This window comes from Cupriavidus sp. 09_S30, assembly GCF_056930435.1.
Map to the genome: position 1 here is coordinate 3,433,821 of NZ_JBXOWI010000001.1, position 16,669 is coordinate 3,450,489.

The following is a 16,669-nucleotide window of genomic DNA, read 5'->3' on the forward strand; positions in this document are numbered from 1 at the left end:
GGCGGCGGCGCCTACCATGGACTGCACCGGCGCCCCGGGGCGCCGCCCGAGCAGGAGCGCCGCCATGGATGCCGCCGTCAGCCTGAACCTGGTCCAGGTCGCCAAGCCTGAAGCGACCAATTTCATCTTCGGGCAATCCCACTTCATCAAGACTGTCGAAGACATCCACGAGGCGGTGGCCGGCACCGTGCCCGGCGCCCGCTTCGGGCTGGCCTTCTGCGAGTCCTCGGGCAAGCGGCTGGTGCGCTGGTCGGGCACCGAGGAAGCGATGATCGACCTGGCCTGCGAGAACGCGCTGGCGGTCGGCGCCGGCCACAGCTTCTTCCTCTTCCTGGGCGAAGGACTCTTTCCGGTCAATGTGCTGGCGGCGGTGCGGGCCGCGCCCGAGGTCTGCCGCATCTACTGCGCCACGGCCAACCCGACGCAGGTCATCGTGGCGCAGACGGACCAAGGGCGGGCCGTGCTGGGCGTGGTGGACGGCGCCGGCCCGCTCGGCATCGAGACCGAGGCGGACATCGGCGAGCGACGCGGGCTACTGCGCGCGCTGGGCTACAAGCTCTAGTCCGCTGCCGGCGCCTTCACTTCAATCCGCTTGCGTCGACGGCACGCGCGCCGACGGCGGCGCGTCGTCTTCCTTCATGCGGCTGCGATTGAGCGCGCCGGCCTGCTCGAGCACCGCATAAGCCGGCGCGCAGAACAGCGAGTTCAGGCGCTTGAAGTCGCTGATCACGTCGAGGTGCAGCGAACTGGTCTCGATGCTCTCGGCGGTCTGCTCGGCCACGCGGTGCAGGTGGGAGCGCGCGTACTTGAACTCCAGTTCGCGGAAATTGGCCTTCTCCGTCATCAGCTGTTGCGCGCTCTTCAGGTCGCCGTTGAGGAAGACCGACAGGCCGAGGCGCAGGTTGGCCACCAGGCGCGCGTGCATCTCGGCGATCTCCTGCATGCCGGCCTCCGAGAAGGCGAGGTTGTGCGCGATCTTCTTGTCGCGCGCATCCAGCAGCAGGCGCTCGATGATGTCGCCGGCATGTTCCAGGTTGATGGTGAGCGAGATGATCTCGGTCCAGCGCTGGCCATCGCGCTCGTCGAGCGCCTCCAGGCTGATGCGGGTCAGGTAGAGCTTGATCGCCGTGTAGAGGTCGTCGACCTCGTTGTCGATGCGGCAGGTGGCGGCGGCCAGCTTGGCGTCGTTGTTACGCAGCACGCGCAGCATATTGTCGAGCATCTGCTCGATGCGGTCGCCGATGCGCAGGACCTCACGCGCCGCGTTGGCCAGCGCCAGCGTGGGCGTCGACAGCGCGGCCGCATCGAGGTGGCGCGGCGTGACCTGGCTTTCGCCGGTGTTGCGACCCGGCAGCACCGCCTCGCACAGGCGCGCCAGCGGCCCGGTGGCGCCCAGCAGCAAGGTGGCCAGCAGGATATTGAAGAGCATGTGGAAATTGACCACCTGCCGCTGCGCATCGCCGCCCAGCAAGACCAGCAGTTCTTGCGCCTGGCCGAGCAACGGCAGCGCGACCAGGCAGCCAAGCAGGCGCGACACCAGATTGCCCAGCGCCACACGCTTGCCCGGCTGGTTGTTGCCCGACGTGGTCAGCATCGCCGAGATGCCCGAGCCGAGGTTGGCGCCCAGCACCAGCGCCAGCGCCACATGGATCGACACCACGCCGGACGAGGCCAGCGTGCCGCAGAACAGCACGACCGCGAGGCTCGAATAGCACAGGATGGTGATCAGCGCGCCGATCAGCATATCGAGGGAGGGATCGCCGGTCAGCGTGCTGAACAGCACCTTGACGCCGGCGGCCTGCACCACGGGCCGGGTGGCGATCGAGATCAGTTCCAGCGCTAGCGTGATCAGGCCCAGCCCGATCAGCACGCGCCCGACGTGGCCCGGCTTGCTGCCCTTCCAGGACAGGTGCAGGATCACGCCGGCGAAGATCAGCAGCGGCGACAGCCAGGACAGGTCGAGCGAGAAGATCTGCACCATCAGCGCGGTGCCAACGTTGGCCCCCAGCATGATGGCCAGCGCCGGGGCCACGGCGATCAGGCCCTGGCCGACGAAGGAGCTGACGATGACGGCGGTGGCATTGCTGCTCTGTACCAGGCCGGTGACGCCCAGCCCGGCGAGGAAGGCCGTGAAGCGGTTCGATACGCTGACCGACAGCACGTGGCGCAGGTTGGCGCCGTACACGCGCAGGATGCCGACCTTGACGATGTTGGTGCCCCAGACCAGCAGCGCGACGCCCGAGAGGAGATGGAGAAGAACGCCCATGGGAGCCTTGTCGCGACCGGTGCCTGGCAGCCGCGAGCGCAAAGCTGGGCCCGGTCATCGTGTAGTTGTCAATGGGGCATTATGCGCCCCCGACTGGGTGTGGGCAACATCACAAGGAGCGGCAGCGGGCGCTGCGCGGCGCTTGCGCCGCTGCGCCATGCGCGTGTGTCCGGCCAGGGGCATCCGGCCGCCGCGCCCACACCTGCCGCTGGTCCGGGCGGCATGTCCGGGCCGCAAATCAGGGCAGCGACTCAGGGCAGCGCGACCTTGATGCCGAGCGCCAGGAAGATGGCGCCGGCCATGCGGTCCAGCCAGCGGCCGGCGCCGGGCCGGCGCCTGAGCCAGCCGCCGAGCGTGCCGGCGAACAGGGCGAAGGCCGTGAACACCACCGCCGTCTGCAGCATGAACACCACGCCCAGCAGCAACATCTGCCACCCCGCGTTGGCCGCATCGGCACGGACGAACTGCGGCAGGAAGACCAGGAAGAAGAGCGTGACCTTGGGGTTCATCAGGTTGGCCAGCACGCTCTGGCGGAAAATCTTGCCCAGCGGCACGTCGGCGGGGTCGACGCCGCCCGCCAGTGCGCCGCGCGCGCGCAGCGCCTGGATGCCCAGCCAGATCAGGTAGACCGCGCCGGCCAGCTTGATCGCCTGGAAGACGTGGGGCGAGGAACGCAGCACGGCGGCCAGGCCGACCGCGGCCACCATGGTGTGCACCAGGCAGCCGGAGGCGAAGCCGAGCCCGGCGGCCACACCGGCGCGGCGGCCCTGGGCCATGCCGCGCGCCAATACCTGCAGATTGTCCGGCCCAGGCGCCACCGTGATGGCCACCGAGGTGAGAAGGAACAGCAGCAGGTCAGGCATGGTCGGCTCTCCGGATAGGACGGGCAATCGGCAAGCAGGCAGGGACCGCGCCGATCGCGGCATTGTAGAACGGGCGGGACGGCCCGCGCGGCGATGCCTCGGGGCACTACCTGGCGCCACCGCCGCCTCGCCTAGGCCAGCTCAATGTCCGTCGAAGCGGCAGACCGTGAACAGCGGCAGGCCGCCGTCGCGCAGCAGGCGCGAGCCGCCCAGTTCGGGCAGGTCCACGATGGCAGCGCCCTCCACCACCACGCCGCCGAGCCGCTCCAGCAGCTTGCGGCCGGCCATCATGGTGCCGCCGGTGGCGATCAGGTCGTCGATCAGCAGCACGCGGTCGCCCGGCTTGCAGGCATCCGCGTGGATCTCCACAGTGGCACTGCCGTATTCCAGCTCGTACTCCTCGGCCACCGTCTGGAAGGGCAGCTTGCCCTTCTTGCGGATCGGCACAAAGCCGAGATTCAGTTCGTAGGCGACGATGGCGCCCAGGATGAAGCCGCGCGCGTCGATGCCGGCCACAAAGTCGAGCCGCGCATCCATGTAGCGGTGCACGAACACGTCGACCAGCACGCGCAGCGTCTTGGGATCCTGCAGCAGCGGCGTGATGTCGCGGAACTGCACGCCGGGCTGCGGCCAGTCGGGCACGGTACGGATGCGGTCGCGCAGGTAGCTGGAGACGTCGCCCAGTTCGGGCGAGTCGATCTTGATGTCGGACATGGTGTGGGAACCTGGAACGGTGCTGGGAATGCCTTGAAAAACGTCTGCAAGCGTCTGGTAAAGCGTTGTATCGAGCCCTGGAGCCGGATCGGCATGCCGTTGCGGTAGCGGGTTAACACCCGCGCCGCGCCGGACGGCAACACAATGGTTCGCGCCGCAAGACGCGGGGCCGCCGCGCCGGAATGGGTCCGGTGCGGGGCCGTGCAGCCGTAACCATACAGGAGACAGCGATGGCCAAGAAGATTTTGATGCTGGTGGGTGACTATGCCGAGGATTACGAGACCATGGTGCCGTTCCAGGCGCTGCAGATGGTAGGCCACATCGTGCACGCCGCCTGCCCGGACAAGAAGGCGGGCGAGCAATGCGCCACCGCCATCCATGACTTCGAGGGCGACCAGACCTACAGCGAGAAGCGCGGCCACAATTTCACGCTGAACGCCACCTTCGCCGAGGTGGATCCGGCTGCCTACGACGCCCTGCTCATTCCGGGCGGCCGCGCGCCGGAATACCTGCGGCTCAACGCGAGAGTGCTGGAGATCGTGCGCCACTTCGCCGGCGCCGGCAAACCGATCGCGGCGGTCTGCCACGGGGCGCAGCTGCTGGCTGCCGCCGGGGTGTTGGAGGGCCGCAGCTGCTCGGCCTATCCGGCCTGCGCACCGGAAGTGCGACTGGCCGGCGGCAGCTATGCCGAGATCGCCGTCGACCAGGCCCATACCGACGGCAATCTGGTGACCGCGCCGGCCTGGCCGGCCCACCCGGCCTGGCTGGGGCAGTTCCTTGCCGTGCTGGGCACGCGGATCGTACATTAGGGACTTCCGAACGCGGCACGCCGGAATCGCAGCGTGCCGCCGCCTCGCAGGAGCCGCCGATGTGCGAGATCTTCATCCGGGCCAATCCGGATTCCTACCTGTGCCAGTCGCGCTCGCTACGCCTGCACGGCGTGGCTACCAGCATCCGGCTGGAAAAGCTGTTCTGGGAAGTGCTGGAGGAGCTCGCGCAGCGCGACGGCATGACCGTCAACCAGCTGATCACCCGGCTGCATGACGAACTCGCCGCCCACCGCGGCGAGGCAGCGAACTTCTCATCCTTTCTTCGGGTGTGCTGCCTGCGCTACCTGATGCTGCAGGGCGAGGGACGCATTCCGGCGGATCCGCGCGTGCCGATCCGTTCGCTCGATCCCGCTGCCGTGCTGCGCGACCTGCCGCCATCCTGGGTGGAGCCCGCCGGCAAACCCGTCCCGGCCGGCCGCCGCGCGGCGGCCTGAGCGCCGCCGGCAATCCATCCAGCGCGCAGCTAGCCGGCCAGCAGCCGCTGCTCGGCGCCGTCGAGCGCCTCGGGCGGGCCCCGCAGCACCAGGATGTCGCCGGGCTCCAGCACCGTGTCGGTCTGCGGATCGAAGGCCCGGATGCCGCGCCGGCGCACCGCGGTGACCTCCACGCCCATCTGCTCCAGGCCCAGGGCGCCGAGCCGGCGCCCCACCGAGCTCGCCTGCATGCCGAGCGAAATCGATCGCAGGCGCACCGAGTCGCGCTCCACCATGTCTTCCTCGTCATCGCGCCCATGGAAATAGCCGCGCAGCAGGCTGTAGCGCGCATCGCGCGCCTGCTGCACACCGCGCACGACACGGCGCATCGGCACGCCCAGCAGCACCAGGGCGTGCGAGGCCAGCATCAGGCTGCCCTCGATGATCTCGGGCACCACTTCCGTCGCACCTGCCTTCTGCAGCGCGTCGAGCTCGGAATCGTCGACGGTACGCACGATGACCGGCAGCCCCGGCTCCAGTTCCTGGACATGGTGCAGCACACGCAGCGCCGACGGCGTGTTGGCATAGGTGACGATCAGCGCCGCCGCGCGGTGGATACCTGCCGCGATCAGCGCTTCGCGCCGGCCGGCGTCGCCGTAGACCACCGTCTCGCCCGCGCCCGCCGCCTCGCGCACCCGGTCCGGGTCGAGGTCGAGCGCCACGTAGGCGATGCCTTCGCGCTCGAGCATGCGCGCCAGGTTCTGCCCGCTGCGGCCGTAGCCGCAGATGATGGCGTGCTTCTCGGTCTGCAGGCTCTGCGCCGCAATGCGCGTCATATTGAGCGACTGCAGCAGCCATTCGTTGGCCGCGAAGCGCAGCACGATGGCATCGCTGTACTGGATCAGGAAGGGCGCGGCGAGCATCGACAGCAGCATGGACGCCAGGATCACCTGGACCAGCACGGGATCGACCAGGTTCTGCCCCCCGATCTGGTTGAGCAGCACGAAGCCGAACTCGCCCGCCTGCGCCAGGCCCAGGCCGGTGCGCATGGCCACCCCCTGGCGCGAGCCGAAGGCACGCGCCAGCAAGGCGATCAGCACGAACTTGAAGAGGATGGGCAGCACCAGCAGCAACAGCACCAGCCAGATGTGGTCGAGCACCACGCGCACATTGAGCAGCATGCCGATGGTGACGAAGAACAGCCCGAGCAGCACGTCGCGGAAGGGCTTGATGTCCTCCTCCACCTGGTGCCGGTACGGCGTCTCGGAAATCAGCATGCCGCCGATGAAGGCGCCCAGCGCCATCGACAGGCCGAGCCGCTCGGTCAGCGCCGCCATGCCCAGCGTGACCAGCAGCAGGTTCAGCATGAACAGTTCCTGCGAGCGGCGCGCCGCCACCACGTGGAACCAGCGGCTCATCAGGTTCTTGCCGACGAAGAAGATCAGGCTCAGCGCCACCACGATCTTCACCGCCGCCAGCATCAGCGCGGCCGCCATGTCGCCCGGGTTGCGCGACAGCGCGGGAATGACGATCAGCAGCGGCACCACCGCCAGGTCCTGGAACAGCAGCACGCTGATGATGTTGCGCCCGTGTTCGGTCTCCAGCTCCATGCGCTCGGACAGCATCTTGGAGACGATGGCGGTGGACGACATGGCAAGGGCGCCGCCGATGGCGATCGACGCTTGCCAGCTCAGGTGGAACAGCCAGTTGAACAGCAGGCTGGCGGGCACCACCGCCAGCATCGTCAGCACCACCTGCGAGCCGCCGAGGCCGAACACCAGCCGCCGCATCGCGTGCAGCTTGCCGAGGCTGAACTCCAGCCCGATCGAGAACATCAGGAAGACCACGCCGAACTCGGCCAGGTACTGGATCTGCCCCGAATCGCCGGCCAGCCCGAGCGCGTTCGGCCCGATCAGGATGCCCACCGCCAGGTAGCCCAGCATGGGTGGCAGTTGCAGCATACGGAAGGCGACCACGCCGAACACGGCAGCGGCCAGCAGCACCAGGGTGAGTTCCAGCGGAGAATGCATCGAGAGGCTCAGGGTGGGCCGGCCTGGCGCACAGGCCGCCCCTCGCGGGCCGCCCGCCGACGGGACGCGGCAAGCGCGGTTGCCGCCCGGAAACGCCCCCCGGCTGGGGCGGGCCAGACGCCATCGCATTCGTTGGTATACTTCGTCGCCATGATAGCTAATTTCGATGCCGATCGAGCACTTAAGCTCGCTCGCAATACCCTGCAAATCGAGGCCGACGCCGTGGCGGCCCTGTCCGCCCGCCTGACCGACGAGTTCGCGCGCGCGGTGCAGCTCATCCTGCATTGCAGCGGCCGCGTCGTCGTTTCCGGCATCGGCAAGTCCGGCCATATCGGACGCAAGGTGGCCGCCACGCTGGCCTCCACCGGCACGCCGGCCTTCTTCGTGCATCCGGCCGAGGCCAGCCATGGCGACCTCGGCATGGTCACCCGCGACGACGTGCTGGTCGCCTTCTCCAATTCCGGCGAGACGGGTGAGCTGCTCGCCATCCTCCCGATCGTCAAGCGCATCGGCGCCAAGCTGATCTCCATCACCGGCAACCAGGCGTCCACGCTGGCCAAGCTGGCCGACGTGCACCTGGACGCCGGCGTCGAGAAGGAAGCCTGCCCGCTGAACCTGGCGCCGACTGCCAGCACCACCGCGGCGCTGGCCCTGGGCGACGCGCTGGCGGTGGCTGTGCTGGATGCACGCGGCTTCGGTGAGGAAGACTTCGCCCGCTCGCACCCGGGCGGCGCGCTGGGCCGCAAGCTGCTGACCCATGTGCGCGATGTGATGCGCAGCGGCAATGCCGTGCCCGAGGTGCGCGAGACCACACCGCTGGCGCAGGCGCTGATGGAGATCACGCGCAAGGGCATGGCCATGACGGCCGTGGTCGACGCGGACGGCCGCGCGGTGGGCGTCTTCACCGACGGCGACCTGCGCCGCCTGCTGGAAACGCCCCGCGACTGGAAGACCGTGCCGATCGCCGAAGTGATGCACCGCAGCCCGCGCAGCATCGGCCCCGACCGCCTGGCAGTCGAGGCCGTGCAGCTGATGGAGGCCAATCGCATCAACCAGCTGCTGGTAGTGGACGATGACGGACGCCTGGTCGGCGCGCTGCACATCCACGACCTGACGCGTGCCAAAGTCATCTGAGGCAGGACGCGCGACCATGCAGTCCATTCTGTCTTCCCTCAGCCGGCTCGCGATGCGCGCCCTGCCCATGCTGCTGATGGCGCTGGTGGCAGGCAGCACCTTCTGGCTGGTGCAGATCAACTCGCCGCGCGAGAAGGTGGCCGGCCCGCAAGTCAAGCGCCACGAGCCGGACTACTACATGGATCGCTTCTCCGCCACCGAGCTGGACGAAAGCGGCAACACCAAGCTGCGCTTCAATGGCGACAAGATGGTCCACTATGATGACGACCAGACCTACGCGTTCACCCTGCCGGCGATGCGCGCCTACCAGCCCGGGCGCCCGCCGGTGAGCGGCCGCGCGGACCGCGGCAAGATGAATGCGGACGGCTCCATCATCGACCTGTACGACAATGGCTTCGTCATCCGCTCCCAGGGCGCCGACCCGAAACAGGACCCGAAGATGACCGCCGCCTCGGAATACTTCCGGATCCTCGTCAACGACGATATCGTCAAGACGGACAAGCCGGTACAGCTGACGCGCGGCGCATCCGAGATGACAGCCAACGGCCTGATCTTCAACAACGTCACGCGCGAAGTACAATTGCTCGGCAACGTGCGCGGCACGATCATCACCGCGCCGCGCGCCGCGGACGCGCCGAAATCCTAAGCAATGCAACCGCGCGCGGAGCCCTGCTCCCGCCGTACTCTCCTTCGACTCGCCATCATGATTCCTGCCTTGACGACGTGGTTCCGCGCCCGTACCGCGCCCGCCCTGCTGGCCGCGGCCGCGGCGCTCTGCCTGGCGCCCGCTGCCCACGCCGAACGTGCCGACCGTGACAAGCCGCTGGTGCTGGAGGCCGACAACGCCAGCTACGACGACGTGAAGCAGGTCTACACGCTGACCGGCAACGTCGTGCTGACCAAGGGCACCATGGTGCTGAAATCGGACGCCGCCGAGCTGCGCACCGACGCCGAGGGCTACCAGTTCGCGATCGCTACGGCCAGCCCGGGCAAGCTCGCCTACATCCGCCAGAAGCGCGACAACGTCGACGAATACATCGACGGCTGGGGCGACCGCATCGAGTACGACGGCAAGCAGGGCATCTCCAAGCTGATCGGCCAGGCCCGCATGGCGCGGCTGGCCGGCGCCAAGCAGGTCGACGAGATCCGCGGGGCTGTCATCACCTACGACAGCAACAAGGAGTACTACACCGCCACCGGCGGCGGCGACAACAGCACGGCCGGCAGCCCGTCCGGGCGCGTGCGCGCGGTGCTTTCGCCGCGCCAGCCGGCCAGCGCGCCGGCCGCCGCGCCGCTCCAGCTCAAGCCCGCGCCCGCGCCGTCGAAGTCCTGAACCCCTGCCTTACCAGTCTGCCCTCATGACCGATACCCAGTTCGCCCCCGCCACCGCCGCCGCCCAGCTCGCGGAGGGCAGCACGCTGACGGTGCGCCACCTGAAGAAGCGCTACGGCTCGCGCACGGTGGTCAAGGACGTCTCGCTCGACGTCAAGAGCGGCGAAGTGGTCGGCCTGCTCGGCCCCAACGGCGCCGGCAAGACCACCTCCTTCTACATGATCGTGGGCCTGGTGGCGCTGGACGAGGGCGACATCGTGCTCGACGGCCTGCACCTGAGCGGCCTGGCCATCCACGAGCGCGCGCGCATGGGCCTGTCCTACCTGCCCCAGGAAGCCTCGGTCTTCCGCAAGCTCAACGTCGAGGAGAACATCCGCGCCGTGCTGGAGCTGCAGGTGGTGAACGGCAAGCCGCTGTCGCGCGAGGAGATCGACCGCCGCCTCGTCGGACTGCTGGACGACCTGCAGATCACGCACCTGCGCGAAAACCCCGCACTGTCGCTGTCGGGCGGCGAGCGCCGCCGCGTGGAAATCGCGCGGGCGCTGGCCTCTTCGCCGCGCTTCATCCTGCTCGACGAACCCTTCGCGGGCGTGGACCCGATCGCGGTGGGCGAGATCCAGCGCATCGTGAGCTTCCTGAAGGCACGCAACATCGGCGTACTGATCACCGATCACAACGTGCGCGAAACGCTGGGCATCTGCGACCACGCCTACATCATCAGCGAAGGGGCAGTGCTGGCCCAAGGACGGCCCCAGGAAATCATCGCCAACGAGTCGGTGCGCCGGGTCTACCTGGGCGAGAATTTCCGCATGTGACGGGGTGGCCTCGCGCCACCGATGCACGCCGATGTCCACCGTCTACGGCACGGCAAAAGCGATAGCAATTTTCGTTCCATAGCCATGCGGATGGGCATAGAATAGGCCGCATGAAACCGTCGCTTCAGCTCCGCCTCTCCCAGCATCTTGCCCTCACCCCACAGCTTCAGCAGTCGATCCGGCTGCTGCAGCTTTCCACGCTGGAATTGCAGCAGGAAGTCGAGCAGGCGCTGATCGAGAACCCCCTGCTGGAGCGCGAGAACGACTGGATCGAAAGCCCGCTGCGCGTGGCGGCCGATGGCAGCATCAATGTGCAGAGCGCGCCCGCGCCGGCCCCGGCAGATGGCCAGGGCAACGGCGAGGCACGCGCCGACGAAGCCGGCGGCGATGAAGACCGCTACGGCGATGGCGCCGACGACTACGGCAACGACTGGAGCCTGGACGATTTCGCACGCCGCCCCCAGGGCGACGAAGACGAAAAGGCACCGCTGCAACTGCGCGATGCCGATCCGACGCTGCGCGAGCACCTGATGGAGCAACTCGCGCCGCTGAAAATCTCCGCGCGCGACAAGGGCCTCGCCATCTTCCTGATCGAATCGCTGGACGACGACGGCTACCTCAGCGCCACGCTGCAGGAAATCTGCGAAGAACTGCCTGAAGAACTGGCCTTCGAGATCGAGGAAGTGCAGGCCATGCTTGCGCTGCTGCAGAGCTTCGACCCACCGGGCGTGGGCGCGCGCAATGCCGCCGAATGCCTGGCGCTGCAGTTGCGCCGCCTGTCGCATCCGCAGCGCGAACTGGCGCTGGTGATCGTCACCCGCCACCTCGAGCTGCTGGCCGCGCGCGACTACACCCGGCTGAAGAAGGCACTGCAGGTAGACGAGGCAGCGCTGAAGGCCGCGCACGAACTGATCCGCTCGCTCGCGCCCTATCCCGGCCATGCCTACAATCGCCCTCAGGCTGACTTCGTCGTGCCCGACGTGTTCGTGCGCAAGAGCGGCGGCGGCTGGATCGCACAACTGAATCCCGACGTGATGCCGCGCCTGCGCATCAATGACATGTACGCGCAGATCCTGCGTGGCGCCAAGGGGGAATCGGGCGCTGCCGGCCTGCAGCAGAAGCTGCAGGAAGCGCGCTGGCTGATCAAGAACATCCAGCAGCGTTTCGACACGATCCTGCGCGTCTCGCAGGCAATTGTCGAGCGTCAAAGGAACTTCTTCAGCCACGGTGAAATCGCCATGCGCCCCTTGGTTTTGCGGGAGATTGCCGATACACTGGGATTACACGAGTCAACCATCTCTCGGGTGACGACAAACAAATACATGGCCACCCCAATGGGCACGTTCGAGCTGAAGTACTTCTTCGGCAGCCATGTGTCCACGGAAACGGGTGGTGCAGCTTCATCAACGGCAATTCGAGCCCTGATAAAGCAACTGATAGGAGCCGAGGACCCTAAGAACCCTTTGTCCGACAGCCGAATTGCCGAATTGCTGGGCGATCAGGGCTTCGTCGTAGCGCGCCGAACGGTTGCCAAGTACCGCGAAGCTCTCAAAATCCCCGCAGTCAATCTCCGCAAGTCTTTGTAGCCGAGCCGCATCGCCTGCCTGGTGCGGCTCTTTCAGAAGGAGAAGCGCTATGAACTTCAAGATCAGTGGACACCACCTGGACATCACGCCGCCTCTGCGTGAGTACGTGGAAACGAAGCTGGAGCGTATCGTCAGGCATTTCGATCAAGTCATTGGCGTAAGCGTGCTGCTCTCTGTCGACAATCACAAGGAAAAGGACCGGCGCCAGTACGCGGAAATCAATCTGCACCTGCGGGGCAAGGACATCTTCGTCGAAGCCCACCACGAGGACCTGTACGCGGCCATCGACGCCCTCGTCGACAAGCTGGACCGCCAGGTCATCCGCTACAAGGACCGCGTGCAAAGTCACGACCGCGAATCTGTGAAGTACCAGATGGCCGCGGCGCAGATGCAACAATAAAACAATCAGCCTTGAGGCCGTCATCCGGCCTACCTGCACAAAGGCCTGACCACGAACCGCGCATTCTGCGCGGTTTTTTGCTTTCTGGGCCACCGCCGGTGCGCGGACCGCACGCGCCTCGGGGAGTACGCAAGCGGCTCCGCGCGGTGTATGCTCTCCAATACATGAACTGCTGCAACCGTCACGCTCGCCTGCTCGCTGCGCTTGCAGCAGGAAAGGCGCTGGCCAGCCAGCCCGATGGGGCGGCCGGTTGCGCATCGCACAAGGCGACGTGCGGGCTGCTCTATAATTGGCCGGATGCTCCGCATACCGGCGCCCGACCGGCGGAGCGAGCGGATACTCCGCTTCTTTGCCCCCCCGGCCGGACGCAAGGCGCACCGGCCCGCTTATTGGAATTCCTGCGCATCTGCCATGAATCGTTTGGCCAAATTGCTGCCACCCGGCAACATCAATCTCGACGTCAGCGTCACCAGCAAGAAGCGCGTCTTCGAACAAGCCGGGCTCCTCTTCGAGAACAACCATGGCGTGGCACGGGCCACGGTGACCGACAACCTGTTCGCGCGCGAATCGCTCGGCTCGACGGGTCTTGGCGCCGGCGTGGCCATTCCCCACGGCCGCATCAAGGGCCTGAAACAACCGCTGGCCGCCTTCATGCGCCTGGCCGAGCCGATCCCTTTCGAATCGCCCGATGGCAAGCCGGTCTCGCTGCTGATCTTCCTGCTGGTGCCCGAACAGGCAACGCAGCAGCACCTGGAGATCCTGTCGGAAATCGCTCAGCTGCTGTCCGACCGCGACATGCGCGAGGGCCTGGCCACGCTGCCCTCGCCCGAGGATGTGCACCAACTGCTGACCCAATGGCATCCCTGACCTCGCTGCCGCCCGCAGGTGCGGGCCAAGGCACCCGCGGCCGGTCCTAGCATTCCCAAGCCCCCACACGACCTACCCGCATGGAACTCACCGGCGTCTCCTCCCAGTCCATCTTCGATGACAACGCGGCCGACCTCAAACTCTCATGGGTGGCGGGTCTCGAAGGGGCGGATCGCGCCTTCGACGTGGAATTCGCCCGCGAGGCCACTTCTGCCGCCGATCTGGTGGGCCACCTGAACCTGATCCACCCCAACCGCATCCAGGTGCTCGGCAAGCCCGAGATCACCTACTACCAGCGGCTGGACGACGAGATGCGCAAGCGGCAGATGGGAGAGCTGATCCTGCTCGAGCCGCCCTTCCTGGTGGTCGCAGATGGCATGGAACCGCCGCCTGACCTGGAACTGCGCTGCACGCGCTCGTCCACGCCGCTGTTCACCACCCCGGTCTCCTCGGCGGCGGTGATCGACCACCTGCGGCTCTACCTGTCGCGCATCTCCGCGCCGCGCGTGACCATGCACGGCGTGTTCCTCGACATCCTCGGCATGGGCGTGCTGATCATGGGCGAGTCGGGCCTCGGCAAGAGCGAACTGGGCCTGGAACTGATCTCCCGCGGCCACGGCCTGGTGGCCGACGACGCGGTCGATTTCGTGCGGCTGGGCCCGGACTTCATCGAGGGGCGCTGCCCGCCGCTGCTGCAGAACCTGCTCGAGGTACGCGGCCTGGGCCTGCTGGACATCAAGACCATCTTCGGCGAGACGGCGGTGCGCCGGAAGATGAAGCTCAAGCTGGTGGTGCAGTTGGTGCGCCGCAACGACGGCGAGTTCGAGCGGCTGCCGCTGGATTCGCAATACCTCGACGTGCTGGGGCTCCCGATTCACATGGTGAAGATCCAGGTGGCGGCGGGCCGCAACTTGGCAGTGCTGGTCGAAGCCGCTGTGCGCAACACCATCCTGCGCCTGCGCGGCATCGACACCCTGCGCGACTTCATGGATCGCCAGCGGGCCGCCATGCAGGCCGACGCGGTCTCGCGTGGCCAGGGAAGACTGCTCTGACCCCGGCCGGCGCTCCGCCGGCCCGTTTGCAATTGCTTACAGGAACACGGGCGCGATCGTCAACGCAGGCCGGCGGCGCGCGTTGTGTGCGGTAATGGGCATCGGGCCCAGTCACAAGCCGCAACGCCGGCATGGCGGGCGGCATGAAGTCTTCCACAGCCAGGAGAAGAGCATGAAGAAGATGATCGCGATCTGCGCACTGCTGACCCCGCTGTTCGCCACGGGTGCGTTCGCCCAGGGCTCGGCCCCCGCCGCCCCTGCTGCTCCCGCTGCCCCCGCGGCCGCGGCCCCTGCCGCCAACACGCAGCAGGACAAGATGAAGGCATGCAATACGCAGGCAGCCGGCAAGAAAGGCGACGAGCGCAAGGCCTTCATGAAGGAGTGCCTGTCGAACAAGCCTGCCGCGGCACCGATGACGCAGCAGGAAAAGATGTCGGCATGCAGCAAGCAGGGCAAGGGCAAGAAGGGCGACGAGTACAAGTCCTTCATGAAGGACTGCCTGTCCAAGTAAGCGACCGCCTTCGCCAAGAGCACGCGCCTGCGCCACGCAGGCCGTGGGCAGGCCATGGTGGACCCGGGGGTGCGCCATGGCCTATGTGCCGTCCGTCATGACGGAGACACCAGTGGGTGCTATGCTTGCCCTGCTATGCGAATCATTCTTATCACCGGTATATCCGGCTCAGGCAAATCGGTAGCACTGAATGTGCTCGAGGACGCAGGCTACTACTGCGTGGACAACCTGCCCGCGCAATTCCTGCCCGAGCTGGCCCGCTACCTGGCGTCGCAGGGCCATACCCACCTGGGCGTCGCCATCGATGTGCGCAGCCGCGATTCGCTCGACAAGCTGCCCGATGTGCTGGGAGACCTGCGTGCCGAACACCGGGTGCAGGTGATCTTCCTGACGGCCAGCAACGAGGCGCTGGTGCAGCGCTATTCGGAGACACGCCGCCGCCACCCGCTGTCCATCCGCACCGACGACAGCGCGCAGGCCCCCAGCGGCGAGCCGGTCCTGAGCGACACTTCGCTGGTCGAAGCCATCGAGATGGAGCGCGAACTGCTCAATCCGCTGGCCGAGACCGCTCACCGCATCGACACCAGCAGCGTGCGCACCAACACGCTGCGTGCGTGGATCAAAGAGATCATCCGCGACGAGCCGCTGCACCTGACGCTGCTGTTCGAATCGTTCGGCTTCAAGCACGGCGTGCCTAGCGACGCCGACCTCGTCTTCGACGTGCGCTCGCTGCCCAACCCCTTCTATGACCTCGCACTGCGCCCGCTGACCGGGCGCGACACCCCGGTGGTGGAGTTCCTGGAAAGCCAGCCGATGGTGCTGGAAATGGCCGAAGACATACGTGCCTACGTCGAAAAGTGGCTGCCGAGCTTCATTGTGGACAACCGCAGCTACCTGACGGTAGCCATCGGTTGCACTGGCGGCCAGCATCGCTCCGTCTATATTGTGGAAAGGCTCGCCAGCTATTTCCGCGTGCATGGTAATGTGCTGGTGAGGCACCGCGAACTCGTTCCGGCTGGCTGACCGCCGCCGGGCGTTCTCGCTCCCGGCCTAGGCAATCCCGCCTGACGCCCTTGCTGGCTTGCGCATGTCCTCCACCATACCAGGCAGCACCACCGGCCATGCCGGTCCCGACCCGACCCCACTGCAGCAGGCGCTGGAATGCCTGCCGCTCTTTCCACTGCACACCGTGCTGTTCCCGGATGGCCGGCTGCCGCTGCGCGTGTTCGAGGCGCGCTACGTCGACATGGTGCGCACCTGCCTGCGCGACGGAACGCCGTTCGGCATCTGCCTGATCAGCAGCGGAGAAGAAGTGGCAAGCCCGGGCAGCACCACGGTACCCGAGCCGATCGGCTGCCTGGCAGAGATCGTCGACTGCAATATGGAGCAGCTCGGCGTGCTGCTGATCGAGACACGCGGCCGCCAGCGCTTCCGCGCGCTGGAGCACAGCACACGCGAGGATGGCCTGCTGGTGGCGCGCGCCGAACTGCTGCCGCCCGACGTGATCGACTGCAAGCTGGAACTGCTCGGCGAATGCGCGGCGGCGCTGCGCCGGATCGTCGCTGCGATCCATGCCGAGACGCCCGGCAAGAAGCTGTTCGCCGAACCTTGCCAGTGGGGCGACCCGAGCTGGATCGCCAACCGCCTGTGCGAACTGCTGCCGGTGCCGCTCAAGGCCAAGCAGATGCTGATGGCCCTTCCCGACGCCGGCATGCGCATCGAGATCGTGCACCGCTATATGCGGCAGCACCACATCGTTTAGTTTTTAGTTCAGTGGGCTAGGGCCGATCGGCTCGTGCCCCGTAAGCGCCCGGACCTGCCGCCGTCCGGCGCCGGCCATCGCACGGCTCGCGCGC

Annotated in this window: 18 protein-coding genes; 14 read left to right on the plus strand and 4 right to left on the minus strand. The window is 67.2% G+C overall.

Features of this window, described 5'->3' with window-relative positions:
* Nucleotides 1-64 precede the first annotated feature (64 nt).
* Nucleotides 65-562: an adenosine-specific kinase gene (locus tag AC1Z3O_RS16040; RefSeq protein ID WP_483516688.1), complete on the plus strand. Its 498-nt coding sequence runs from the start codon at nucleotides 65-67 to the stop codon at nucleotides 560-562.
* Between the two features lie 21 nt (nucleotides 563-583).
* Here the strand turns inward: AC1Z3O_RS16040 and AC1Z3O_RS16045 are convergent, their stop codons facing one another.
* The 3 genes from AC1Z3O_RS16045 to AC1Z3O_RS16055 form a co-directional block, all read right to left on the minus strand.
* Nucleotides 584-2,266, minus strand: coding sequence for a Na/Pi cotransporter family protein (locus AC1Z3O_RS16045; RefSeq protein WP_483516689.1), 1,683 nt, complete (start codon nucleotides 2,264-2,266; stop codon nucleotides 584-586).
* A 251-nt stretch (nucleotides 2,267-2,517) separates the two neighbouring features.
* Nucleotides 2,518-3,129 (minus strand): LysE family translocator, encoded by a 612-nt coding sequence (locus AC1Z3O_RS16050; protein WP_483516690.1) that lies wholly within the window; start codon nucleotides 3,127-3,129, stop codon nucleotides 2,518-2,520.
* A 141-nt stretch (nucleotides 3,130-3,270) separates the two neighbouring features.
* Nucleotides 3,271-3,843 carry an adenine phosphoribosyltransferase gene (locus AC1Z3O_RS16055; RefSeq protein WP_483516691.1) on the minus strand — a complete coding sequence of 191 codons (573 nt, stop codon included), beginning with the start codon at nucleotides 3,841-3,843 and terminating at the stop codon, nucleotides 3,271-3,273.
* 230 nt (nucleotides 3,844-4,073) lie between these two features.
* Here AC1Z3O_RS16055 and AC1Z3O_RS16060 point away from each other — a divergent pair, with 230 nt between their 5' ends.
* Nucleotides 4,074-4,652 carry a DJ-1/PfpI family protein gene (locus AC1Z3O_RS16060; protein ID WP_483516692.1) on the plus strand — a complete coding sequence of 193 codons (579 nt, stop codon included), beginning with the start codon at nucleotides 4,074-4,076 and terminating at the stop codon, nucleotides 4,650-4,652.
* Nucleotides 4,653-4,711: 59 nt separating this feature from the next.
* The gene (locus AC1Z3O_RS16065; protein ID WP_483516693.1) at nucleotides 4,712-5,107 is read left to right on the plus strand and encodes a ribbon-helix-helix domain-containing protein; all 396 of its coding nucleotides are present in this window, start codon (nucleotides 4,712-4,714) and stop codon (nucleotides 5,105-5,107) included.
* Between the two features lie 29 nt (nucleotides 5,108-5,136).
* Here AC1Z3O_RS16065 and AC1Z3O_RS16070 read toward each other — a convergent pair whose 3' ends face one another.
* On the minus strand, nucleotides 5,137-7,116 hold the full coding sequence (locus tag AC1Z3O_RS16070) for a monovalent cation:proton antiporter family protein (RefSeq protein WP_483516694.1): 1,980 nt from the start codon (nucleotides 7,114-7,116) through the stop codon (nucleotides 5,137-5,139).
* A gap of 150 nt (nucleotides 7,117-7,266) precedes the next feature.
* Between AC1Z3O_RS16070 and AC1Z3O_RS16075 the strand changes: the two genes are divergently transcribed.
* From AC1Z3O_RS16075 to AC1Z3O_RS16125, 11 genes are all read left to right on the plus strand, one after another.
* Complete coding sequence (locus AC1Z3O_RS16075) at nucleotides 7,267-8,250, plus strand: KpsF/GutQ family sugar-phosphate isomerase (RefSeq protein ID WP_483516695.1); 984 nt, start codon at nucleotides 7,267-7,269, stop codon at nucleotides 8,248-8,250.
* Nucleotides 8,251-8,266: 16 nt separating this feature from the next.
* Nucleotides 8,267-8,896 carry an LPS export ABC transporter periplasmic protein LptC gene (gene lptC, locus AC1Z3O_RS16080; RefSeq protein WP_483516696.1) on the plus strand — a complete coding sequence of 210 codons (630 nt, stop codon included), beginning with the start codon at nucleotides 8,267-8,269 and terminating at the stop codon, nucleotides 8,894-8,896.
* A gap of 57 nt (nucleotides 8,897-8,953) precedes the next feature.
* The gene (lptA, locus tag AC1Z3O_RS16085) at nucleotides 8,954-9,583 is read left to right on the plus strand and encodes a lipopolysaccharide transport periplasmic protein LptA (protein ID WP_483516697.1); all 630 of its coding nucleotides are present in this window, start codon (nucleotides 8,954-8,956) and stop codon (nucleotides 9,581-9,583) included.
* A 25-nt stretch (nucleotides 9,584-9,608) separates the two neighbouring features.
* Nucleotides 9,609-10,397: an LPS export ABC transporter ATP-binding protein gene (lptB, locus tag AC1Z3O_RS16090; protein WP_483516698.1), complete on the plus strand. Its 789-nt coding sequence runs from the start codon at nucleotides 9,609-9,611 to the stop codon at nucleotides 10,395-10,397.
* 110 nt (nucleotides 10,398-10,507) lie between these two features.
* Nucleotides 10,508-11,983, plus strand: a complete 1,476-nt coding sequence (locus AC1Z3O_RS16095; protein ID WP_483516699.1) for an RNA polymerase factor sigma-54 — start codon at nucleotides 10,508-10,510, stop codon at nucleotides 11,981-11,983.
* Between the two features lie 49 nt (nucleotides 11,984-12,032).
* Nucleotides 12,033-12,383, plus strand: a complete 351-nt coding sequence (gene hpf, locus AC1Z3O_RS16100) for a ribosome hibernation-promoting factor, HPF/YfiA family (protein ID WP_483516700.1) — start codon at nucleotides 12,033-12,035, stop codon at nucleotides 12,381-12,383.
* 411 nt (nucleotides 12,384-12,794) lie between these two features.
* Nucleotides 12,795-13,250, plus strand: a complete 456-nt coding sequence (gene ptsN / locus AC1Z3O_RS16105) for a PTS IIA-like nitrogen regulatory protein PtsN (protein WP_483516701.1) — start codon at nucleotides 12,795-12,797, stop codon at nucleotides 13,248-13,250.
* Between the two features lie 80 nt (nucleotides 13,251-13,330).
* A complete protein-coding gene (gene hprK, locus AC1Z3O_RS16110; protein ID WP_483516702.1) occupies nucleotides 13,331-14,302 on the plus strand; it encodes an HPr(Ser) kinase/phosphatase in 972 nt (323 codons plus the stop codon).
* Between the two features lie 172 nt (nucleotides 14,303-14,474).
* A complete protein-coding gene (locus AC1Z3O_RS16115) occupies nucleotides 14,475-14,813 on the plus strand; it encodes a PsiF family protein (RefSeq protein ID WP_483516703.1) in 339 nt (112 codons plus the stop codon).
* A gap of 135 nt (nucleotides 14,814-14,948) precedes the next feature.
* On the plus strand, nucleotides 14,949-15,836 hold the full coding sequence (rapZ, locus tag AC1Z3O_RS16120; RefSeq protein ID WP_483516704.1) for an RNase adapter RapZ: 888 nt from the start codon (nucleotides 14,949-14,951) through the stop codon (nucleotides 15,834-15,836).
* Nucleotides 15,837-15,900: 64 nt separating this feature from the next.
* The gene (locus AC1Z3O_RS16125) at nucleotides 15,901-16,575 is read left to right on the plus strand and encodes an LON peptidase substrate-binding domain-containing protein (protein WP_483516705.1); all 675 of its coding nucleotides are present in this window, start codon (nucleotides 15,901-15,903) and stop codon (nucleotides 16,573-16,575) included.
* Nucleotides 16,576-16,669 lie beyond the last annotated feature (94 nt).